Source organism: Aliarcobacter cibarius, assembly GCF_013372265.1.
Taxonomy (GTDB): domain Bacteria; phylum Campylobacterota; class Campylobacteria; order Campylobacterales; family Arcobacteraceae; genus Aliarcobacter; species Aliarcobacter cibarius.
Genome location: NZ_CP054051.1, coordinates 2,070,564 through 2,092,568 on the forward strand (window position 1 = coordinate 2,070,564; position 22,005 = coordinate 2,092,568).

Here is a 22,005-nt window from a genome sequence, read left to right on the forward strand (position 1 = left end):
AACTTTAAACTCTTTAATAATTTAGTAACCTTAAAATTTTAATTTATTTTTCACATTGGATAAAAATGAGAATAGTTTTTTTTCTTCTCTTACTTCTTCTAAACATTAAAGCAAATCAAGTTGATTTTAAAATTTCTTATGATCCAAATTATGCGCCATTTTCTTATAAACAAGATAATGTAGAAGCTGGACTTTATATAGATATTTGGAAAGCATGGGCAAAACATAATAATTATAAAATTGAATTTGTAGATGGTCAACTTTGGGATGATGCTATTCACTTAGTAAAAGAAAATAAAGTTGATTTCTTTATAGGTACTAGTAATTACGAAGATTGGATGATTAACTCAGATAATTTTTATGAAACAAAAAGCGATTTTTTTACTTTATCAAAGAATGAACCTATTACAGAAATAAATAATAATTCAGTAATAGGCTTAGTAGGTAAAGCTCACATAAATTTTATTTCTACTAGTTTCCCCAAAAATAGTATTAAAGTTTACGAAGATTATAAATATGTAATTGAAGCTTTAGAAAAAAAAGAGATAGATTTAGTTTATGATGACAAAGTAGCTTTTGAATATTACACTGTTCAAAATAATCAATTTCATTTAATAAAATCTTTAAACAAATTTGTTAAGAAAACAAAAACTGAAGCGATAACTAATAGTAAAAGAAAAGCTGAAATTTTTAATGCTGGATTTTTAAAAATACCAATAAATGAACTTTTAAATATAGAAAAGAAATGGATTTTAAATGAAAATGAACAGTACTATCAAAATTTTAAGTATCAAATAAATCTAACTTCTGAAGAATTAGAATTTCTTAAAAATCATAAAATAAAGGTATCTATTTCAAATTCATGGGAACCTTTTACTTTTAAATCAAAAAACAATCAAGCTACTGGTATCTCATCAGAATATTGGGAATTAGTTTCAAAAAAATTAAATTTGGAAACAGAAAATATTTTTTTTGAAACTTTTAATCAACAAATAGAAAGTATAAAAGATAAAAGAACAGACTTAATTTATAGTACTGGAGAAACTCCTCAAAGAAAAAATTTTTCTATATTTTCAAAAGAATATGCAACTTTTCCTATTTCAATAGTTACAAAAAAAGATGAGAACTTCATAGAGAATATAGCATTTATAAAAGATAAAAAAATTGCAATAGGTAATAACTTTACAGCACATAATATATTAAAAAATAATCTTCCAGAAATAGATTTTATTCCGGTTAATAGTATAAAAGAAGGTTTAGACCTAGTATCAAAAAATGAAGTTTATGCATTTGTTGATATAAAACCTGTATTACTTTATAATATTTCAAAGTATGATTTTGATGATTTAAAGGTATCTGGAAATACAGGTTTTAATTTTAGTCTTAAATTTATGATAAGAGATGATTATTTTATTTTAGAATCTATTTTAAATAAAGCTATATCTTCTATCTCATATAGTGAATTAAATCAAATTATTACAAAATGGGATAATGTACAATTTCAAAAAACTATTGATTATGAAATCTTTATAAAAATATTTTTAGTAGTTTTACTAATTCTATTAGCATTTGTATATAGAACATATACTTTAAAGAATTTGAATAAAATTTTAGTAAATAAAGTTGCAGAAAAAACAAAACAACTAAAACAAATGAATAAAAATCTTGAAAAACTTGTTGAAAAAAAGAGTCAAGAACTCATTCAAAAAGAGAATATTTTAAATCAACAATCAAAAATGGCAGCTATGGGAGAAATGATTGAGAATATTGCTCATCAATGGAGACAACCTCTATCTGTTATTTCAACAGTTGCAACTGCAGCTAAATTAAAAAAAGATTTAAATATATTAACTGATAATGAATTTTATGAAACGATGAATACAATAAATAACTCTTCACAACATTTATCAAATACAATAGATGATTTTAGAAATTTTTTTAGCAATGAAAAAGAAATTATCGTTTTTAATATAGATGAATCTATAAATAAAGTTCTAAACTTAGTAAACAGCAAATTACAAAATCGAAATATTAAAATTATAAAATCAGAAAGTAATATATCTATTCTAGGACTTAAAAATGAGTTTATTCAAGTTATATTAAATATCATAAGTAATGCCATTGATGCGTTTGAAAATAAAAAAGATGATAAAAAATTTATCTTTATAGATTCGAAAAAAGAAAATAACAATCTAATATTAATCATAAAAGATAGTGCTGGCGGAATAAAAGATGATATTATTGACAGAATTTTCGAACCATATTTTACAACAAAACATAAAAGTCAAGGAACAGGTATAGGACTTTATATGTCCTTAGAAATTGTAAAAAAACATATGAAAGGTGATATTTTTGTATCTAACAATGAATACATATACAATAATACAAAATTTAAAGGGGCAGAATTTAAAATAGTAATTCCAACAAATTGAAAATAATTTATTTACACTATTTTTGTAAATTCTTCATATAACTTATCATCTAGTGGTACTTCAAGCTTTAGCTCTAAACTTATTGGTTTATTTCCTTCATATTTTATACTGTTTGCTAATCCTAAATATATAAAATCCTGAGTTTTTTTATCTACTTGTACAAATTTTCTCATAAAAATATGGAGTTTCACTCCAAATTTCTCATTTTGACAAAGTTTTTCTCCATCTCCTTGATTTTGACTGTGGCTTGGTTTACTTTGATATGTAAATACTTCTTTTGATAAAAAAGTATTATTATAATTTGATGATTTTGAAAATTTTTCTTTTTCAATATTTATAAATAAAAAGAAATCATTTTCATATTTTAAAAATCCACTTCCTCTAAATGAACTATGAATTTTTGGGAAATTACAAAGTTGAGCAATATTTAACATATTGTATTTTCCATAAAGTTTCAAAAATGGTTTTCCATAATCAAAACTTCCAAACTCCTCTTCATAAAGATAAATTCCATAATTTAAACTATCTTCAAAAATCTCTTTATATTTTTTATTTTCTAAAAGTTTTGAAAACTGCTCCGTTTTTACTACACTTTTTCCATCAAAATTTATTAATTTTAAATATCTATTTATTTGAGCAGAATCTAAAAAATCTTGATTTAAAAAATAAAAACTATGAATAATTGTTTCTTTTTGAACTTTATCTAAATATTTATTTAAAATTTTAAAAGCTATATTCTCATCACAAAAATCATTATCTAAAAGATATTTCAAAATTACAAATTCATAAACCCTTTTTACTGGTAACAAATTTTCTATAAATCTAATAGCTTTTACAAAATTTTGATTCAAGACTAACTCTTTTAACTTAACTTCATTTTCTACTTTTGATAAAAATTCAATATATGAATAACTCTCATCTATAAATTTTATTGGATTTATTGCATCATTAAACTGTAAAAAATCTACAAGCTTTGGAATATTATTTCCTAATAAACTCTTAAATTCAAAATATTGTTCTTTTAAATATTTTAAACTATTAAAATTCTCTTTTTCAATTTGCTCTAAAATTCTTTGTTTTGAAATTTCATTCATACAAATATGAGCATTTTTAAAATTTGCAAAATTATTTGATAAAAAAAGTTTTAAACTATCTTTATCTATCGCTTTATTTCCAGCAAGAGCTAAAGTAATTAAATATGCCTTTTTATGATTTCCAATAAAATCAAGAACTGTTAAAAATTCTTTATTTTTATATTTTCTAAGACCACGTCCAAGTTGTTGAATAAGAACTATTGGTGAATTTGTAGGTCGTAAAAAAAGAACTGTGTTAATTGAAGGGATATCAACTCCTTCATTGAAAATATCAACTGTAAAAATGACTTCTAAATTATCATTATCATCTTCTAATTTTTGAATATATTTAACTCTAGAGGAAATATTATCTTCACTTGATAAAAAAATTGAAAAGATACCTCTTTTATTAAACTCTTCATTCATATAAATTCCATGCTCTTTTGATACACAAAATCCAATAGCTTTTCTCTTGTTTCCAACAAAAGAGTAGAAATTCATCTGTTCTATTATGTAATCCACTCTTTTATTTACACTTAAAAGTTTTGCTAAGAGATCAATTTTTGTTAAATCTACATTTTCATAATCAATAGATTGTATATCACTTATTCCAAAATAGTGAAAAGGAACTATCAAATCATGTTCTAAAGCATCATTTAGTCTTATATCACAAGCAATATTTTCATCAAAAATTTCATAAATAGAATTTCCATCCATTCTATTTGATGTTGCAGTTAATCCTAATAAAAATTTTGGTTGGAAATACTCTATAACTTTTTTATATGTTGGACTTGTTGCATGATGAGCTTCATCAATTATTATATAATCAAACTCTTTTCTTTCAAACTCTTCAAAATATAAACTCATTGTTTGAATAGTTGAAAATAGATAATTTTGCTCTTTCTCTTTTTTGTTTCCAGTAAATAATCCAAAAGTTTTATTTGAAATAACATTTTCAAAACTCTGTTTAGCACTCAATAAAATATTTTCTCTATGCACTAAAAAAAGAACTCTTTTTGCTTCAAAATTTTTTACATCAAAAGCACTAAGATAAGTTTTACCACTTCCTGTTGCAGCAATGACCAAAGCTTTATTTTGATTTTTTTGTCTTAAACTTTTTAACTTTTCTAAAGCATTTTTTTGCATAAAATTTATTTTTATATTTTGTTTGTAAAAAAAATTTGGTAAAAAATCTCTTTTTTGATTTTCCATAAAATTAGCATACTTATGTAAAAAATCTTCATTTACTTCAAAAGATTCTTTCCATAAATTATTAAATTCATTTAAAATATTTTTTAAATATTCATCATCTTTTTTTACAATTGTTTTTACATTCCACTCTACATTTGTCTTAAAAGCACTAGCAGTAATATTTGAAGAACCAACTATAACTTCATAAAAATCATTAAATTCAAAAATATAAGATTTAGGATGGAAGCCAAGATTTGTGATATTACAATCATAAATTTTCAATTCAATATTTTTAAACTGCTTTAATTTCTCCAGAGCTTTTACTTCTGTAAAATTTAAATACGTAGAAGTTAAAATTTTACCTTTAATATTTTTATTCTCTAACTTTGAAAAAACTTCTAATAAAAGTTGAACTCCACTAAAATTTATAAAAGCTACATTAATAATAAAATATTTTGACTCTAACAAAGATTTACAAAAATGATTATAAAAATTATCTGTATTAGAATTTGAAATTAAGCTATTCAAAAAAATTCCTTTTGGTAAAAAATTATTATATTAAATATATTCTAAATTAACCAATAGTAAGGGTTTAAGTGATTAAATCATATAATAATAATAATTTTTATAAAAGGGGTTTTAGTGTCTGTAAAAGCTAGATTATGGTTACTATCTTCAGTTTTACTTGTTGGTATGTTAATTATTGGTTTTATTGGTTTTAATAGTGCGAAGAAATGGTCAAATGATATTGAAGAAGTATCAGAACAAAGAATTCCTATTTTATTATCTTTAGCAGATTTAGATGGTGAAAGAATGGCTATTAGATCAATAATTTATGAATTTGTTACTGTTTATTTTAATAATGACAATAAAGAGAATTTACAAAGAGTACAAAAAGCAAAACTTGATACTTGGAATAGAATTCAAAAACATTGGGATTTTTTCAAAAGCACTCCACGAAAAACAGAAGCTGGTAAAAAAGCTTTTACTGGACTTGAAGAAGCTTTTAATCTTTGGAAAAATGTTCATATTAAATTAGATGATTATATTGCAAAAACTATTGAAAATAGTGGAAATAAAACAGAACAAGATAAATATGTTAATGAGTATATAAAAGAAATTGCAACTTTAGTTAAAGTTTCTGATAATTTCTCAAAACTTCTTGTGGAACAAAGAGAAAGAACATTTAATTTTTCTAAAAAGATGATAGATGAATCTGCACAAAGTGCAAATAATTCGATATACACAATTATTGTTGTAATTTTAATAATAGCTATTGCTGGTCTTATTTTTGTATTTATAACTATTAGCTTAATAACTAACTCTTTAAATAAAATAAAAGAAGGAACTCTTAGTTTCTTTGATTTCTTAAATCATAAAACAAGCTCTAGTTCATTTATAAATATATCATCAAAAGATGAATTTGGTGAAATAGCTGCAGTTGTGAATTTAAATATTAAAAATACAAGTGATAGTATAAAAAAAGATAATGAATTTTTAGCAGATGTTGAAAGATTTGTAAAAGAACTTTCAAAAGGAAATATGCTAGCTAAAATTGAAAAACAAAGTGATACTCCAAATTTAGTTATTTTAAAAAATCTTTTAGATCAATTACAAGATTATCTTGAGCATACAATTGCAAGAGATGTAAATATGCTTTTAAATGTTATAGAAAGCTTTAAAAAACATAATTTTACTACAAAATTCCCTAATCCTTATGCAAAAGTTGCTGTTGCTATGAATGAGTTAGGAGAAGAGATATCTGAACTTTTAAAACAATCTTTAAAAGTAGGACTTGGTTTACAAAATAGTTCTAATGAATTACTTGAAAATGTTGATACACTAAACAAAAGTTCAAATAATGCCGCAGCTTCACTAGAAGAGACAGCAGCAGCACTTGAAGAGATAACTAGCACAGTAATTAGCAATGCTAACAATGTTGCACAAATGTCAATATATTCTGAGCAAGTTACTAATTCTGCAAAAAAAGGTCAAGAGTTAGCAAATCATACTACAACTGCGATGGATGAAATAAACACACAAGTAAATAGAATAAATGAAGCTATTTCTGTAATTGATCAAATAGCTTTCCAAACAAATATTCTATCTTTAAATGCTGCTGTTGAAGCTGCAACTGCTGGTGAAGCTGGAAAAGGATTTGCAGTTGTTGCACAAGAAGTAAGAAATCTTGCAAGCAGAAGTGCAGAAGCTGCAAAAGAGATAAAATCTTTAGTTGAATATGCTACTTCAAAAGCAAATGAAGGTAAAAATATAAGTTTTGAAATGATTCAAGGATATACAGAACTTCTTGAAAATATAAATAAACAAAGTCAAACAATAACTGAAATTGCAAATGCTTCAAAAGAACAACAAGCTGGAATTACACAAATCAATGATGCAGTAACTGGATTAGATCAACAAACTCAACAAAATGCAGTAATTGCTGCAAATACAAAAGAAATTGCAACAAGAGCAAATGAAATTGCTTATAAAGTTGTTGAAGATGCAGATAAAAATGAGTTCATTGGAAAAGCTGAACTTCATGAACAGTATAAAAATAGTAATAAATCAACAAAAAAAGCTGATACTTTTATAACTAAAAAGGTTGATGTAAAAATAGAAAAAAATAGTACAAAACAAAAAGAGATTAAATCATCTACAAGTGATGATGAATGGGAATCATTCTAAAATAGGTTATCCTATTTTAGAATTATAAAATTTGCAACAAGATTTTTTATATTTAATTGATAAAAATGATATAAAAGAGAAAAATACTCTTATAAATATCTACTCAAATACAAATGTAAACTATTATCTAAGTGATGATTTTTCAAAAGAGTTTTATATTCTTTTAGCAAAAACTGGCTTTATATCTACATCTATTTTCATTGATAACCTATTTTACCTTCTGCCTGAAATACAATTTGAATATGCTATTTTAGATTTTGATAATCTTCATATAAATAAAAGAGTAAAAAAGCTAATAAATCAAAATAATTTTGAGTTTCTGATAAATAAAGATATAAATAAAATTTTAGAAAAACTTGATGATTACCACAAAGATAATTGGCTTACAAATAAATATAAAGATTTAATTGTAGATTTGTACAAAAATCCAGATAATAATTTTTCAATATTAAGTATAGAGCTATATGATAAAAATTCTAAAGAATTAATAGCTGGTGAAATTGGATATAAAATAAACTCAACATATACTTCTCTTAGTGGTTTTTCATCAAAAGATGAAAACTATAAAAACTGGGGAAAACTTCAAATGGTCTTATTAGCTCTTTATTTAGAAAAAAATAACTTCTCTTTTTGGAATTTAGGTCATCCATATATGCAATATAAATTTGATTTAGGTGCAAAACTATATTCAAGAGAAGACTTTTTAAAAAGATGGTTAACTCAAATTCAATAATTTATTGATACATAAAAGCTAAACTCAAACTCATCATCTCCATCTATAAAATCTAACTTATCATAGATTGCATATGATGGCTTTGTTGTTGTTTCATATTCACTTTTTGGTAGCCACTCATGATATACCCATTGAATAAATGGTAACAAATCTTCAGCTTTTGCTTTTAAATCAAACCTTGCGTATACACCCTCAGCAATTTTGAATTTTGGAATCCTATCACTTTTTATACTTTTTTCATCATCAACTATAATACAAGCTATATACTGACACTCATCTAATGGCGTAATCGTAGGATTATCGTGAAAAAGTGCTGCTCTTTTATATGATTTTATATTATTTGTTAAAACCCATGTTTGAAGCTTTTGCCATGTTGCTTCAATATTTTTGTTGTAACCTCTATTTCTTATATAGTAACTTTCTATTGCCTTTGCTTTAACAATAGTTGGTGTTATATTCTCAAAATTAGCTTTTGATTTCATAGCAAATTTTGATTGTTTAATTATTTCATTTGAATATTCTTTATATCCACCATTTTTCCACTCTTTAGGACTCATTCCAAATCTTTCTTTAAATATTTTAATAAAAGAAGATTGTGAAGAGTAACCACATGAATTTACAATACTAGATATTGTTGAATATTTGTTTGTAAGTAGTAGATTTGAAGCTTTTTGCAATCTAATAGATTTAATGCTTTCATAAATATTTCGTCCGAAAATCTCTTTAAAAATTCTATGCATGTGAAATTTACTTATGTTCAAATCTAAGCTAAGTTCTTCTATATCAATATTTGTATCTATATGCGTATAAATATAGTACATTATGTCATTTGCGATTTTTGTTCTTTTTTCTAAAGTCTCTTTTTTCATAAGATAATTTTATCAAATTTTAGATAAAATTAGCACGAAACAACAATTTATAAAGCACCAAAAAAGAAGAAGAAAATATAAAATTTTCCTAAAATACGGTACTTTAAAACAAGTGTTAATAAATACTTAAAGGAGAAATGTGGAAGCCCTATTACAAGCACTATTTAGCTTTTTCATAATTATGGGAATAGTATCAACTATTCTATTAGTTATTGGATTTTTGCTAAAAGCAAAAGGTGTTACTTTTGTTGAATTTTTTCCAAAAAAACCAGAGCCTGCAACATCTCAAGTTATCTATAATAATGTTATTTCTCAAGCACCAGCAAATCCTTATGGAATTGATGCTAGAAAAGTAGCTGCAATTATGGCTGCAATTGAGCATCATACGAAAGCAAAGGCATAGTTTATGGCAAAAAAATATATTGATATTATGGATACTACTTTCAGAGATGGATTTCAATCTGTTTTTGGAGGAAGAGTTTTAATGAATGATTTCTTTCCAGCTGTTGAAGCTGCGAAAGATGCAGGAATTAGACATTTTGAATTTGGTGGAGGAGCTAGATTTCAATCTTTATTCTTCTATCTTCAAGAAAATGCTTTTGACATGATGGATAAATTTAGAGCAATCGTTGGTCCTGATGCAAATCTACAAACATTAGCTCGAGGTATTAATACTGTTATGCTTGATACTGGTAGTCGTGAATTAATTGATTTACACGCAAAACTTTTTGCAAAACATGGAACAACTACTATTAGAAATTTTGATGCACTAAATGATATTCAAAATTTAGAGTATTCAGCGCAATGTATTAAAAATCATGGATTAAAACATGAAGCGGTTGTTACTTTAATGGATTTACCACCAAATTGTACAGGTGCCCATGATGTACCTTTTTATGAAAAAACTTTAAGAAAAATTCTTGATAGTGGATTACCATTTGATTCTATTTGCTTTAAAGATGCAAGTGGAACAAGTAGTCCAAATAAAGTTTTTGAAACAATTAAAATGGCTAGAAAACTTTTAGGTGATTCAACTCACATAAGATTGCATACTCACGAAACAGCTGGAGTTTCAGTTGCATGTTACTTAGCAGCACTTGAAGCAGGAGCTGATGGTATAGATTTAGCCGCTAGCCCAGTTAGTGGAGGAACAAGTCAACCTGATATTCTTACGATGTTACATGCAACTAAGGGTATGAATTACGATCTTGGTGGACTAGAAATTGATAAAATTTTAAAATATGAAGAAGTTTTAGCTGATTGTTTAAAAGATTATTTTCTTCCACCAGAAGCTACTCAAGTGTCACCACTTATTCCATTCTCACCAATGCCAGGTGGTGCTTTAACAGCAAACACTCAAATGATGAGAGATAATGGAACACTTGATAAATTCTCTGAAGTAATTAAAGCTATGCAAGAAGTTGTTGTTAAAGGTGGATTTGGTACAAGTGTAACTCCTGTATCACAATTCTATTGGCAACAAGCATATGCAAATGTTATGTTTGGTCCATGGAAACAAATAGCTCCAGGTTATGGAAGAATGGTTTTAGGATACTTTGGTAAAACTCCAGTTGAACCAGATAAAGAAATTGTAGAATTAGCAGCACAAAAACTAAAACTTGAACCAACAACTTTAAATCCTTTAGATATTGCAGATGCAGATCCAAAGAAAAAAATTGATGTTTGGAGACAAAGATTAGAAATTGAAAATATACCTACAACAGAAGAAAATATTTTTATAGCAGCAGCATGTGATGAAAAAGGTATTGCATTTTTAAAAGGAGAAGGTCCTTTAAATGTAAGAAAAAATAGTTCAAATGAAGATAAGAAAGAAACAAAACAAAAAGGAGAAAATAAAATGGCAAATGGAAATTATACAGTAGTAGTAGATGGTCAAAGATTTAATGTATCAGTTTTTGAAGGAGATGTTCAAAATATTCAAGTAGCTGCTCCAGTTCAACAAGTTGTTCAACAAGTAGCACCTCAAGCTCCAGTTCAACAAGCTCCAGTTGCAGCTGCAAAACCTGTTTATAATGGCACAGAAGTTCCAGCAGCAGTAAATGGTAATGTTTGGAAGATTCTTGTAAAAGAAGGTGATAGAGTTGAGAAAGATCAACAAATTATGATTTTAGAAGCTATGAAAATGGAGATTGATATTGTTGCACCTGTTTCGGGAACAATTAGTAAAATCTTAACAGAGCCTTCTAAAGCAGTTGAAGAAGGTCAAGTTTTAGCAGTAATCGCTTAAAAATCTTAAAAATAGAGGTTTTTACCTCTATTATCTACACCAGATATCTATCCTCAATTATTATCTAACTATTTATTTATAATATTGTAAAATCTTTATCAAAAAATAAAAAGAAGTCTAATTATGAGAAAATTTATCTACTTAATCTTTATTATAATTGTATCTATTGCTATAAGTGGTTGTATTACAACAGGTGCTAATATTAGCAGCGGTGGTAGTTATGGAATAAGTATTGGTGGTAGTATTTAATAAAACTGGTACTCCCAGTACGATTCGAACGTACGGCCTACGCCTTAGAAGGGCGTTGCTCTATCCAGCTGAGCTATGGAAGCATATATAAAAAAAGCCTTACATAAAAAGAAATCTTCTTATATAAGGCTTTATGGAGCGGGAGACGAGACTCGAACTCGCGACAGTCTGCTTGGAAGGCAGAAGCTCTAGCCAACTGAGCTACTCCCGCTTAAAGTGGTGCGGATGAAGAGACTCGAACTCTTACACCGTGAGGCACCAGATCCTAAGTCTGGCGTGTATACCAATTTCACCACATCCGCAAAGTGGTACTCCCAGTACGATTCGAACGTACGGCCTACGCCTTAGAAGGGCGTTGCTCTATCCAGCTGAGCTATGGAAGCATAGTAAAAAAATGGGGTAGATAATGGGGCTCGAACCCACGACCCTCGGAACCACAACCCGATGCTCTAACCGACTGAGCTATATCTACCATATAAAAAACAAATGGTCGGGGCGAGAGGATTCGAACCTCCGGCCCCCTGGTCCCAAACCAGGTGCGCTAACCAGACTGCGCTACGCCCCGACAAACACCTTTTATCTCAAAAAGTGGACGGAATTATATTATATATTTTTAGTTTTGTCAAGTGTTTTTGAAGATTTTTTGAAAAAATTCATAAAATCTTCAAAAATAACTAAAATTGTATTAATCCATCTAGTGGAGAAGATGCGCTTGCGAAAGGTTTTTTCTCTATTCTTCCTGCTTTATAACCCAATCTTCCTGCAATTACTGCATGCTTCATTGCTATAGCCATGGAAATAGGATCTTTTGCACAAGCAATTGCAGTATTAGTTAATACACCATCAACTCCTAATTCCATACAAATAGCTGCATCACTTGCACATCCAACTCCAGCATCAACAATAACAGGTACTTTTACACTATCTTTAATAAATGCTATATTATATTTATTTTGTACTCCTAAACCACTTCCAATAGGAGCAGCAAGTGGCATTATAGCATCAGCTCCTGCATCTTCAAGTCTTTTTGCAACAATTAAATCATCACTAGTATATGCCATAACTGTAAAACCATCTTTTTTTAGAATTTCACAAGCTTTTATAGTCTCAATAACATCAGGATATAAAGTTTTTGTAAAATCTCCAATAATTTCAAGTTTTATTAAATCTATTCCTGTTGCTTCTCTCATTAATCTAAATGTTGTAATAGTTTCTTCTGCATTTTTACACCCTGCACTATTTGGTAAAAATTTTATATTTGTATCTTTAAAATAATCCAATAAATTTTCTTCATTTGGATTAGTAATATTTACTCTTCTAATAGCAACTGTAATCAAATCACTCCCACTTGCTAGTGTTGCTTCTTTTGTTGTAGTAAAATCTTTGTACTTTCCACTTCCAACAATTAACCTACTATTTAATTCGTATTTACCTATTTTTAGTATATCACTCATATTGTATTTTCCTTTATAAATTTTAAATAATCTTCACTAATATTTGAAATATCTATTTCAATAATTTCCGGCACATCATAACTATGAAGCTCTAAAATTTTACTTTGAACCTTAGAAAAAAGTTCTTTTTTTGTTTTTATAATAAGAAGTGTTTCATTATCACAACAAATTTCATTTTTCCAATAATATATAGATTCTATATCTTTTAATTGTACACAAGCTGCTAACTTTTTACTTATTAAAGTATAAGCTATATTTTTCGCTTCTTCTTTACTTCCACAAGTTGTTTGAATAACAACCATACTCATAAATTTTTTATTCCTTCTATTAAATCATCTGGTGTTAAAGAGTAATTATTCTTACTATAATTTAATGCACTTAAAGTATGAGCTAAACTTGCACTTATACATCCTTCAACTCTTTTGTATCCTTGAGCCAAAAGAGAAGCTATAAGTCCACTTAATACATCACCACTTCCACCTTTGCTTAAAGATGAATTTCCAAAACTATTTATATAGATATTATCATCTTGTGCAATAATAACATTTGAACCTTTTAGCAATAATACAACATATGGATATTTATTACAAAACTCTTTAACATACTTAAATCTATTGTTTTGTAATTCTTCTATAGTGATATCTGCAATATTTGCTAATTTTAATAAAGATATAAACTCTTTTGGATGTGGAGTTAAAACAACATATTCATTCAAATATTCTAATATTAATTTGTTATAAAAAATATCTGCATCTAATACTTTTGGCAATTTCAATTTTAATATATTTTCTAATTTACTATCATCTATTTTACCAAGCCCCATACCAATAGCTATTGCTGTACAATTTTTACTTATTACTTTATCTTGCATTATAAGATGTGGAATAGATTTTTGATTTTCAGAGATAATTGTTACAAGTCCTGCTCCAAAAGAAAAAGCAGCCATAGAAGAAATTATTGAAGCACCCACTTTTTCTCCAGAAATTACATTTAAATGCCCGTAAGTACCTTTATGAGAATTTTCTATATTTCTATATGGCAATACTAAATCTGATTTTTCTAATAAATATTTATTAGTCAATGTTGATTGAAAAAATTCATCTTCAATACCTAATTTTGTAACTTTTATTTTCCCAACATAATCTTTTGCAACATCACTAAAAAGTGCTGTTTTTAATACTCCCATAGTTATTGTAACATTTGCTTTAAATGCAATTGTTGTAACTCTTCCTAAAATATCCAATCCACTAGGAATATCACAGGCTATTTTAAAGGATTTAAAATTATTTAATTTTTCTATTAAATCAATACTATTTTTATCTAACTCTTTATTTAAACCTGTTCCAAATATACAATCAACAATAATATCTGCTTGAAAAATATCTTTTACAAAATTTACATTTATTGATTTTGCTCTTTTTAATTGTAATTTCCCAATCTCTGTTTTTGGTTCATTTGTAAGATATAAACTAACATCAAATCTTTTATGAAGTAGCCTTGCTAAAGCAATACCATCAGCTCCATTATTCCCAGTACCAGAAACAATTAAAATTTTTTCATTCTTCTTAAATTTTTTAGTTATATATTTTTGTATGCCTATAGAAGCATGTTCCATCAAGATATCTTCACTTAAAAAGTAGTTTTCAATAGCTTTTTTATCTAAACTTCTTACCTCATCAAATATCTTTTTCATGAAAAGCTCCTATACATATTTTTAGTTCTTAAATTTCCATCCATTGTCAACTAAAATTATTCTAATTTTATCTTTCAAGTCACCTTGAATTTCTATATACTCATCTTTTATAGCTCCGCCACATGCAAGCTTAGTTTTTAAAAGTTTTAAAATCTCTTTTCTTTTATCATCTTCAATTTGAAATTTCCCAATAATTGTAACTGGTTTACCATTTCTTTTTTCAAGAGCAAATACTAACTGATGTTGATTTTTTGGTAATATCGTTTTTGTATCTTTTTTAGGATTTTTATTATCTTCTTTTTGTGTATCGAAACTATTTCCATCTAGCTTCGCTGTAAGCCCTAAAGTTAATTTTTCTACAATTCCCATTTTAATAATCCTTTAATCTTGTTTTTATATCTAAATCTTCTATATTAATAAAATCTTTATTTTTGTATTGTTCTATTGCTACTCTACCTATCATAGCTGCATTGTCTGAACAATATTTTAAATCACTTAAATGCAAATTAGTACCATATGAAGAACAAAGTTTTTCTAACTCTCTTCTTAAATATAAATTTGCACTTGCCCCACCAACTATTGCAAAATCTTTTATAGTTTTTTGTTTAAATAGTTTCTTTAATTTTTGCAAGATATGGTCAACTGCAGTTTTTTGAAAACTAGCACAAACATCACTTATATCTTGACTCTTTAAAGAGGTGCCTTCTAATTCATCTATCTTTAATCTTACTGCATTTTTAAGCCCTGAATAGCTAAATTCTATTTTTGGACTTTGAGAAAGAGGAATAGGAAAAGCAAATCTGTTACAATCACCATTTTGTGAATATTTTTCTATTATAGGACCACCAGGATAGCCAAGATTTAACATTTTTGAAACTTTATCAAAACTCTCTCCAAAACTATCATCCATAGTCTTTGCCAAAATCTGCATATCATCTAAACTATTTGCTTCTATTACTTGTGTATGTCCTCCTGAAACCAAAAGAACTGTAATAGGAAATTTTTCCTCTTTTTCAATAAAAAGTGAATATATGTGTCCTTTTAAATGGTTTACAGCAATTATTGGAATATTTAACGCTATGCTAACAGCTTTTGCCATAGCAACACCTTCAGTTAAAGTAACACTCAATCCTGGAGCATTTGTAACAGCAACTGCTTTTATTTGCGGTAAATACTCTTCACACTCTTCAAGAATTTTTGGTAAAGCTTCTATATGTAATCTTGCTGCTAATTCAGGAACAACTCCACCATAAAAGCTATGTTCAAGTTCTTGAGAAATCTTTTTATGAAATATTAATTCTAATGTATCTATTTTTGTAATAGAAATTGAGCTATCATCACAAGATGATTCTATAGCTAGAATCATCTATTTTCCTCACACTCTTCAACTCTTTTTATCCAATCTAATGCACAATCAAGTTTACCAAAACCAGCGCTTGTATTTATATGTCCAGCATTTTCCATAATTTTCATACCAATATTTAATTTTGATTGTAAATTTATAGCTTCATCAAGACTAAGATATGGATCGTTTGTTGAAGCTGCCATAATAACCTCTTTTGATTTTAAATTACTTGGTATTGGATACGGGAAAAAAGTTTTTGCTTCATTTAACTCTTCATTCCTTACAGGAGCAACTAACATTAGTTTTTCTAAAGATATATCTATTTCATCACAAATATGAAACCATAAGATATTTGCTAATGAGTGACAAACGACAATTTGTGGTTTAAAATGTTCTATCTCTTTTTTTACAAAAGATTTCCATTCTTCTAAATTTGGATTATTTTTATTTGGTAATTCTGGAAAAGATACAATATAATCATCTTTTATTAAATCTATTGCCAAATGTGCTTGCCAATGTGGATAACTACTTCCACTTAATCCATGAAGTATTAAAACTCTTTTACTCATCTTCTTTTCCTATAAATTTTGTATCAAATTTTGTTCTTTTCAATCTATCTTCTACACTCTTATCAAAAAGTTCAACAGTCAATTTATAATCTTCTTTAAATACTAATCCTACAAGCTCTTTATGTACAACTGTTTCAGTTGAAATAGGAGTATGCTTTTTCCAATCTTCGAATTTTTCTTCATATAACTTAACTATACTTTTTTCAAATTTTGTTCTACTATAAATTAAATAAACTACTAGAATCAATAAAATTCCAAAAGGAATTAATAAATCAAGAGGCACAATAACTCCTTACCTCTTTGTCAACTGCAAAAATATCATCTAAACTATTTATTTTTATACTATTAAATTTATTTATTGCATTTAAAGATATTTTTGAAATATCTAAAAATCCTATTTTTCTATTTAAAAACTTTGAAACTGCAACTTCATTTGCAGCATTTAATACAACACCTAAATCAAGATTATTTAGGATTTCATTTTTTATATCCCAAATTGGATATCTAGAACTTTCAATCTTTTTAAACTCTAATTTTGATATTTCTAATAAATCAACTGGTTCTAATATATTTTTATCAATTTTATTCATAAGAGCGTACGATATTGGAAGTTGCATTGAAGTATTTGCGATATGAGCTGTTGTACTTCCATCTTTAAAATTTATAAGAGCATGAATTAATGATTTTGGTTCAATGATTGCATCAAGCTTTCTTGTATTAAATAACCATGCGGCTTCAATTATTTCAAATATTTTATTTGTCATTGTAGCGCTATCTATAGTTATCTTATTTCCCATTTTCCAATTAGGATGATTTAATGCTTCTTTTATTGATACATTTTTTAAATCTTCAAGTGGATAATTTCTAAAAGAACCTCCACTTGCTGTAATAACCATTGAATCTACAACTTTATCTTGAAGTAAATACCAAAGTCCAAAATGTTCGCTATCAATAGCTCTTAAATTTGTTTGGTCAATAAACTTTCCAGCTACAACTAAAGACTCTTTATTTGCTAATGCTAATTTTTTACCACATTTTATAGCTTTTAAAGTTGGTTTTAATCCAAGAAAACCTACTAGAGCATTTACTACTGTATCTGAGCTACTATTTTCAATAGCTTCCAAAATAGCATCTTCTCCACATGAAACGTTTTTATGATCTACTAGTTCTAAATCTTCTTTTGAAGATATTACAACTTTCTTTGGATTAAACTCTTTTATTTGCTTGTTTAGAAGTTCAATATTCTTCCCTGCAACTAAAACTTCAACATTTAAGTCGAACTTTTTTGCAACTTCTAAAGTATTTACTCCTATAGAACCTGTGCTTCCAAGAATTATCAAATAATAACCCTTAATAGAACTAACATAACTATCGCCCCAAAAAGATATCCATCAACTCTATCTAAGACTCCACCATGACCTGGTAATATATTTCCACTATCTTTTGCACCAGCTTCTCTTTTTAAATAGCTTTCATATAAATCTCCAAAAACTGAAGATAATGAAACTATTGCTGAAACTATAATAGCTCCTAAAACACCTATTTCATTTATTGATGTTAACGTACCTAATATAATAGCTAGAGTCATACCACCAACCACACCCTCTAGGGTTTTGTTAGGACTAGTTTCACTAAAAGGTGTTTTTCCAAATGCCTTACCAGTAAAATATGCCCCCGTATCAGTAGCAGCAACTATAACTAATAGCCAAAGTAAAACCATTACACCAAATTCACTATAAAGCGTCATCAAAAATACAAAAGATGCAGTTGGATAAAGAAGTGGTAAAATCATTTTTTTATCAAGTTTTCTTTTATAAGCTAGTTGAGAAGCATAACCAATAGCCACAATAAATATTAAATCAACTGGCATAGGATAAAAATATACAGCTACCCAAAGTAACAAAATATAAATATATATACTTCTATCTTCTAGTTTATATAAATCTTTTGCTTCTTTTACAGCAATCATAAGCATAGTTCCAAATAATAACCAGAATAGGAAATATGAATCAATATAACCAACAATCAGCATTGCAACTATTAAAACAATGCCTGTTTTTACTCTAGTAGATAAGCCACCTAAAATTTCTAACATCTTTCTTGACCTTAAATTGAAAATTTTACTATTCTACTAAAATTTGGCTTTTAAATGGATTTTTTGTTTTGAATATAAAAAAGTATAAAAATGCACTAAAAAATTTAGTGCATTTAAAAGTTTTTAGAATAATCCAGCAATTTGATTAGAAATTTGTCTTTCTAAAATTGGTGTAGCTTCTTGTAAAGTAAGTCTCATTTTTGTAGCTTCAGCTAACATCATTGTTTTATGCTCAATAAAATCTGATTCATAACTTTGAGTATTAGCACTTGCCATATTAGAGTTTAAATGTCCTGTTGCATTTGTATCTTTTACTGATCCTCCAAAGCTGTTAATAAATCCTGATTTTTTACCATCATTTACACTAGCTTGTCCAGATGCAGTTGAATTTGTAGAGTAAACAGGACCTTTTGCTTTTTCTCTAATAACAATATCAACTTGCATTTGATAGATAGTATCTTCTGTTGCTTTAGCCAATAATCCACCTACTAGTGCTGCACCTAAACCAGCTGCTGCCATACCACCAGCTCCTCCATTATTATATCCAGCAACTCCAGCTCCAACAGCTCCAGCTGCAAGAGCACCTCCAGCTGCATTATTTTCTTGTTTTTTATCACAATAAAGAACATTTACCATTAAAACATAAGTTGCTATTTCTGGATCATCTACAATTCTATAACCTTTTGCCTGTAATTCCGAGATAATAGTATTCTCAAGATTAATCTTTTGCCCACTTGTATTCTTACTAGAAATAAATACAGTTCTTAACTCTTTTTTAACTGGATTAATAAAAATACTTTGTGTCATTTTTGCATTTGTCTGTAACTCAGTTGTAGCACAACCTGAAAATAAGATTGTTGCAGTAACAATTCCTAGCCCTAAACTTTTTAATCTATTCATAATAAATAGTCTCCTTGATAAAAATTTCGCCTAGATTTTACAATTTAAAAATTAATTTTCACTTAACAAATAGACAATAAAATAATAATCTTATTTATATATTTAATTTTTTATAACTATTGTATTGTAGGGGTTATAAAGTACATTTGCACCATGTTGTATTTTCACATTTCTTCTTTGTGTATAATCAACTTCGAAAACTCCCCCACCTTCTATACTAAAATTTACACACAAAGTTGCTGCTTTTTGAACTACACTTGGAGGTAACTCTTTTTTACTATTTTGAACAATTACGTGACAAGAGGGTCTATCTTTTAAGTGAAACCAAAAATCACTAGCTTTTGAATTTTCAAGAAGATATATATTTTCTCTTTCATTACTTCCAAGCATGATTTTATAACCTTCATAAAAAAAGCTTTCATAATTTTTTTCTTTTTTTGTTTTAGTTTGATTTCTTTCTTTTTTAGGATATAAAAATTCACATTCATCTATTGAATTTGAATTCTCAATGTTGATTCTTAATCTTTTTGCAAACTCTAATTTATCTTTTAAATTATCTTCTTCAATACAAATATTATGAGCTTTTTGTTTTAATCTTTTAGCTTTTTTAAAAAGTTCATTTGTATATTTACTAGGATTTTGCATATTTTCTAACTCAATTTCTATATGATTTCCATCATAATTTTCAATTTGGATTATTTTTTGATACGGTTTTATATTATGAAGATTTGCTATAAGAATATTTGCTTTTGTATATGTATCATTTGATTCTATTTCTAATTCCTCTTTTTTTGGTAAGGATTTTAGAATATTTTCTAACTTTTTTATGTTTCTATCTACCTTTAAAATTTTTTGTTTTTTTACACTTTCTAAATTTTCTTTTTCAATATCTTCGTAAATTTTATATAAATAGTTCTCAATATCATCAATTTTTTCTATTTTTGGTACAAAATCTTTTTTAGGTATCTCTTCAAGTTTTACACCAACTTTTACAACTCTAAAAGATGAATATTCATCTATATGTCTTAATGCTTCTAAAATAACTCTATTTTCATCTAAAATAATAATATTTGTATATTTTCCAGTAAACTCTAACTGAAGAATTGCAACTTCTTTTTTATAAGAAGAACTAGAACTAACTTTTATATTTATTATTTTATCATCATTGTACAACTCAATATTTTCTATTTTTGAATTTGTAAATTTTTTCTGGAGAACAACATCAAATGGCGCATTAAAATCTTTTTTTGATGTAATTTGTTGTTTAGTTTTAAAAATTTTTGCATTTGATTTACTTAAATCAAAATAGATGATATTTTTATTATTAAATTCAATTATAATTATATTGTTATCTATTCTTTTAATAAACTTTATAATACAGGCATTTTCTTTTAAATATTCACATACTGCTTTTAATAAAAAATATTTCATAATTCATTCACTTTATTTTATAATTATTCAGAAGATTTTTATATCTTAAGGATATAATTATATCTAAATTTATTTACAGGAGAAACGTATGAAATTAGTTAAGATTTTAGCAGCTTCTACTTTATTATTAAGTATTGGTACAACTTCTTTGGTAGCAGATGTAGTAAAAGGTCAAAAAGCATTTATCAAGTTTTTAAAAGAACCTTGCGGTATGGATGGAGCTAAATTTGCTTTAAAACATACTCAAGAAGAGTGGAAAAAAATTAAAGCTGATGGTAAAGCAGAAGAGGAAATTATGAAAATATGCCCAAATGTTAAAGCTGGAGATGTTAAAGAAAACTTGCTAGAACATATTATGGATTTCTCTATTGAATTTGCAAGTGATTCAGGAAACGTTCCTTCTTGCTAACTATTTTATAAAGATGGTAAATCCATCTTTATAATACAACCTTGTCATATTTATAAATAACTTTTTCAGCTAATTCAATCATTTTAATACTCATATTTTTATACTCAACATTTTTAATTCCAATTAACAATTTATCATAAACTGTTCCATATGGATATAATAAAAAATATATAAATTCTTTTGAATTAGACTCTTTATTTAATTCTTTAAACCATAATGTAAGCATAGAAAAATATAACATTGAAGGATTAAATTCTTCATTCTTTTTAAGATTTTTTGAAATCTCCTTATTGATAAAATCATAACAATTTAAAATTGCTTTTACTCTAAAATTTCTACTATTTTTTAAATAATAGTCATGAGAAAAAGTTATTTTATTGATTTCATTTAATATTGTTAAGCCCAAATTATTGAATTCAATTAAAACTTCTTTATCTAATCCATAGCCCTTTAATTCATTGTTGTCTTTATATGAAAGAATCAAATCTCTACAAAATAATAATAAAGCTTCTGTTTTTATTTTTGAAATATTTATAACCATTTCAAATTGTAACCAAATTTTATTGATTTTGTAATATTTTTTATTACGTTTAAGTTGTAATAAGATAGAATAAATGCAATTTTAT

Annotated in this window: 21 protein-coding genes and 6 tRNA genes; 7 read left to right on the top strand and 20 right to left on the bottom strand. The window is 26.7% G+C overall.

The annotated features are described in order from the left end of the window. The first annotated feature begins 65 nt into the window (after positions 1-65). Positions 66-2,432 (top strand): transporter substrate-binding domain-containing protein, encoded by a 2,367-nt coding sequence (locus ACBT_RS10345; protein ID WP_024774380.1) that lies wholly within the window; start codon positions 66-68, stop codon positions 2,430-2,432. 11 nt (positions 2,433-2,443) lie between these two features. Here ACBT_RS10345 and ACBT_RS10350 read toward each other — a convergent pair whose 3' ends face one another. Continuing rightward, a complete protein-coding gene (locus ACBT_RS10350; protein WP_024774381.1) occupies positions 2,444-5,224 on the bottom strand; it encodes a DUF3427 domain-containing protein in 2,781 nt (926 codons plus the stop codon). Positions 5,225-5,338: 114 nt separating this feature from the next. Between ACBT_RS10350 and ACBT_RS10355 the strand changes: the two genes are divergently transcribed. Continuing rightward, positions 5,339-7,384 (top strand): methyl-accepting chemotaxis protein, encoded by a 2,046-nt coding sequence (locus tag ACBT_RS10355; RefSeq protein WP_024774382.1) that lies wholly within the window; start codon positions 5,339-5,341, stop codon positions 7,382-7,384. Positions 7,385-7,415: 31 nt separating this feature from the next. Then, positions 7,416-8,117 carry a hypothetical protein gene (locus ACBT_RS10360; RefSeq protein ID WP_024774383.1) on the top strand — a complete coding sequence of 234 codons (702 nt, stop codon included), beginning with the start codon at positions 7,416-7,418 and terminating at the stop codon, positions 8,115-8,117. Here the strand turns inward: ACBT_RS10360 and ACBT_RS10365 are convergent. Further along, positions 8,111-8,986 carry an AraC family transcriptional regulator gene (locus tag ACBT_RS10365; RefSeq protein ID WP_024774384.1) on the bottom strand — a complete coding sequence of 292 codons (876 nt, stop codon included), beginning with the start codon at positions 8,984-8,986 and terminating at the stop codon, positions 8,111-8,113. The genes ACBT_RS10360 and ACBT_RS10365 overlap by 7 nt on opposite strands. A 139-nt stretch (positions 8,987-9,125) precedes the next feature. Between ACBT_RS10365 and ACBT_RS10370 the strand changes: the two genes are divergently transcribed. The 3 genes from ACBT_RS10370 to ACBT_RS11795 all read left to right on the top strand — a co-directional run bounded on the left by ACBT_RS10370 (position 9,126) and on the right by ACBT_RS11795 (position 11,483). Next, complete coding sequence (locus tag ACBT_RS10370) at positions 9,126-9,389, top strand: OadG family protein (RefSeq protein WP_024774385.1); 264 nt, start codon at positions 9,126-9,128, stop codon at positions 9,387-9,389. 3 nt (positions 9,390-9,392) lie between these two features. After that, positions 9,393-11,234: a biotin/lipoyl-containing protein gene (locus ACBT_RS10375; protein WP_024774386.1), complete on the top strand. Its 1,842-nt coding sequence runs from the start codon at positions 9,393-9,395 to the stop codon at positions 11,232-11,234. 123 nt (positions 11,235-11,357) lie between these two features. After that, complete coding sequence (locus ACBT_RS11795; protein ID WP_257116994.1) at positions 11,358-11,483, top strand: hypothetical protein; 126 nt, start codon at positions 11,358-11,360, stop codon at positions 11,481-11,483. Positions 11,484-11,489: 6 nt separating this feature from the next. On the opposite strand, the gene ACBT_RS10380 is transcribed toward ACBT_RS11795, so the two are convergent. From ACBT_RS10380 to ACBT_RS10460, 17 genes are all read right to left on the bottom strand, one after another. Continuing rightward, positions 11,490-11,566, bottom strand: a tRNA-Arg gene (locus tag ACBT_RS10380). A gap of 51 nt (positions 11,567-11,617) precedes the next feature. Beyond that, positions 11,618-11,694 (bottom strand) — tRNA-Gly (locus ACBT_RS10385). 6 nt (positions 11,695-11,700) lie between these two features. Beyond that, positions 11,701-11,785 (bottom strand) — tRNA-Leu (locus tag ACBT_RS10390). A 4-nt stretch (positions 11,786-11,789) separates the two neighbouring features. Continuing rightward, positions 11,790-11,866, bottom strand: a tRNA-Arg gene (locus ACBT_RS10395). 12 nt (positions 11,867-11,878) lie between these two features. Then, positions 11,879-11,955, bottom strand: a tRNA-His gene (locus tag ACBT_RS10400). 15 nt (positions 11,956-11,970) lie between these two features. Continuing rightward, positions 11,971-12,048 (bottom strand) — tRNA-Pro (locus ACBT_RS10405). A gap of 109 nt (positions 12,049-12,157) precedes the next feature. Next, positions 12,158-12,937, bottom strand: a complete 780-nt coding sequence (locus ACBT_RS10410; protein ID WP_024774387.1) for a thiazole synthase — start codon at positions 12,935-12,937, stop codon at positions 12,158-12,160. After that, complete coding sequence (cutA, locus tag ACBT_RS10415; protein WP_024774388.1) at positions 12,934-13,245, bottom strand: divalent-cation tolerance protein CutA; 312 nt, start codon at positions 13,243-13,245, stop codon at positions 12,934-12,936. The genes ACBT_RS10410 and cutA overlap by 4 nt, the downstream gene beginning before the upstream one ends. Next, positions 13,242-14,630 (bottom strand): bifunctional ADP-dependent NAD(P)H-hydrate dehydratase/NAD(P)H-hydrate epimerase, encoded by a 1,389-nt coding sequence (locus tag ACBT_RS10420; protein ID WP_024774389.1) that lies wholly within the window; start codon positions 14,628-14,630, stop codon positions 13,242-13,244. Before ACBT_RS10420 ends, cutA begins: the two co-directional genes overlap by 4 nt. A gap of 21 nt (positions 14,631-14,651) precedes the next feature. Next, positions 14,652-14,999: a translation initiation factor gene (locus ACBT_RS10425; protein ID WP_024774390.1), complete on the bottom strand. Its 348-nt coding sequence runs from the start codon at positions 14,997-14,999 to the stop codon at positions 14,652-14,654. Position 15,000: 1 nt separating this feature from the next. After that, positions 15,001-15,996 carry a tRNA (adenosine(37)-N6)-threonylcarbamoyltransferase complex transferase subunit TsaD gene (gene tsaD / locus ACBT_RS10430; protein WP_024774391.1) on the bottom strand — a complete coding sequence of 332 codons (996 nt, stop codon included), beginning with the start codon at positions 15,994-15,996 and terminating at the stop codon, positions 15,001-15,003. Next, positions 15,993-16,544 (bottom strand): RBBP9/YdeN family alpha/beta hydrolase, encoded by a 552-nt coding sequence (locus tag ACBT_RS10435; protein ID WP_024774392.1) that lies wholly within the window; start codon positions 16,542-16,544, stop codon positions 15,993-15,995. The genes tsaD and ACBT_RS10435 overlap by 4 nt, the downstream gene beginning before the upstream one ends. Then, a complete protein-coding gene (locus ACBT_RS10440; RefSeq protein WP_024774393.1) occupies positions 16,537-16,827 on the bottom strand; it encodes a hypothetical protein in 291 nt (96 codons plus the stop codon). The genes ACBT_RS10435 and ACBT_RS10440 overlap by 8 nt, the downstream gene beginning before the upstream one ends. Beyond that, positions 16,817-17,884, bottom strand: a complete 1,068-nt coding sequence (gene dxr, locus ACBT_RS10445) for a 1-deoxy-D-xylulose-5-phosphate reductoisomerase (RefSeq protein ID WP_024774394.1) — start codon at positions 17,882-17,884, stop codon at positions 16,817-16,819. Before dxr ends, ACBT_RS10440 begins: the two co-directional genes overlap by 11 nt. Then, positions 17,881-18,639, bottom strand: a complete 759-nt coding sequence (locus ACBT_RS10450) for a phosphatidate cytidylyltransferase (protein WP_024774395.1) — start codon at positions 18,637-18,639, stop codon at positions 17,881-17,883. The genes dxr and ACBT_RS10450 overlap by 4 nt, the downstream gene beginning before the upstream one ends. A gap of 123 nt (positions 18,640-18,762) precedes the next feature. Beyond that, complete coding sequence (locus tag ACBT_RS10455; protein WP_024774396.1) at positions 18,763-19,539, bottom strand: complement resistance protein TraT; 777 nt, start codon at positions 19,537-19,539, stop codon at positions 18,763-18,765. 102 nt (positions 19,540-19,641) lie between these two features. Beyond that, positions 19,642-20,970 (bottom strand): NFACT RNA binding domain-containing protein, encoded by a 1,329-nt coding sequence (locus ACBT_RS10460; RefSeq protein ID WP_024774397.1) that lies wholly within the window; start codon positions 20,968-20,970, stop codon positions 19,642-19,644. 88 nt (positions 20,971-21,058) lie between these two features. Between ACBT_RS10460 and ACBT_RS10465 the strand changes: the two genes are divergently transcribed. Next, on the top strand, positions 21,059-21,379 hold the full coding sequence (locus ACBT_RS10465; RefSeq protein WP_024774398.1) for a hypothetical protein: 321 nt from the start codon (positions 21,059-21,061) through the stop codon (positions 21,377-21,379). A 28-nt stretch (positions 21,380-21,407) separates the two neighbouring features. Here the strand turns inward: ACBT_RS10465 and ACBT_RS10470 are convergent, their stop codons facing one another. Continuing rightward, a complete protein-coding gene (locus tag ACBT_RS10470; RefSeq protein WP_024774399.1) occupies positions 21,408-21,920 on the bottom strand; it encodes a hypothetical protein in 513 nt (170 codons plus the stop codon). Positions 21,921-22,005 lie beyond the last annotated feature (85 nt).

Coding starts and splice junctions, on each gene's coding strand:
- ACBT_RS10435 (WP_024774392.1), bottom strand. CDS start 16,544: ATGAGTAAAAGAGTTTTAATACTTCATGGATTAAGTGGAAGTAGTTAT.
- ACBT_RS10460 (WP_024774397.1), bottom strand. CDS start 20,970: ATGAAATATTTTTTATTAAAAGCAGTATGTGAATATTTAAAAGAAAAT.
- ACBT_RS10345 (WP_024774380.1), top strand. CDS start 66: ATGAGAATAGTTTTTTTTCTTCTCTTACTTCTTCTAAACATTAAAGCA.
- ACBT_RS10410 (WP_024774387.1), bottom strand. CDS start 12,937: ATGAGTGATATACTAAAAATAGGTAAATACGAATTAAATAGTAGGTTA.
- ACBT_RS10465 (WP_024774398.1), top strand. CDS start 21,059: ATGAAATTAGTTAAGATTTTAGCAGCTTCTACTTTATTATTAAGTATT.
- ACBT_RS10420 (WP_024774389.1), bottom strand. CDS start 14,630: ATGAAAAAGATATTTGATGAGGTAAGAAGTTTAGATAAAAAAGCTATT.
- tsaD (WP_024774391.1), bottom strand. CDS start 15,996: ATGATTCTAGCTATAGAATCATCTTGTGATGATAGCTCAATTTCTATT.
- cutA (WP_024774388.1), bottom strand. CDS start 13,245: ATGAGTATGGTTGTTATTCAAACAACTTGTGGAAGTAAAGAAGAAGCG.
- ACBT_RS11795 (WP_257116994.1), top strand. CDS start 11,358: ATGAGAAAATTTATCTACTTAATCTTTATTATAATTGTATCTATTGCT.
- ACBT_RS10425 (WP_024774390.1), bottom strand. CDS start 14,999: ATGGGAATTGTAGAAAAATTAACTTTAGGGCTTACAGCGAAGCTAGAT.
- ACBT_RS10470 (WP_024774399.1), bottom strand. CDS start 21,920: ATGGTTATAAATATTTCAAAAATAAAAACAGAAGCTTTATTATTATTT.
- ACBT_RS10455 (WP_024774396.1), bottom strand. CDS start 19,539: ATGAATAGATTAAAAAGTTTAGGGCTAGGAATTGTTACTGCAACAATC.
- ACBT_RS10375 (WP_024774386.1), top strand. CDS start 9,393: ATGGCAAAAAAATATATTGATATTATGGATACTACTTTCAGAGATGGA.
- ACBT_RS10365 (WP_024774384.1), bottom strand. CDS start 8,986: ATGAAAAAAGAGACTTTAGAAAAAAGAACAAAAATCGCAAATGACATA.
- ACBT_RS10450 (WP_024774395.1), bottom strand. CDS start 18,639: ATGTTAGAAATTTTAGGTGGCTTATCTACTAGAGTAAAAACAGGCATT.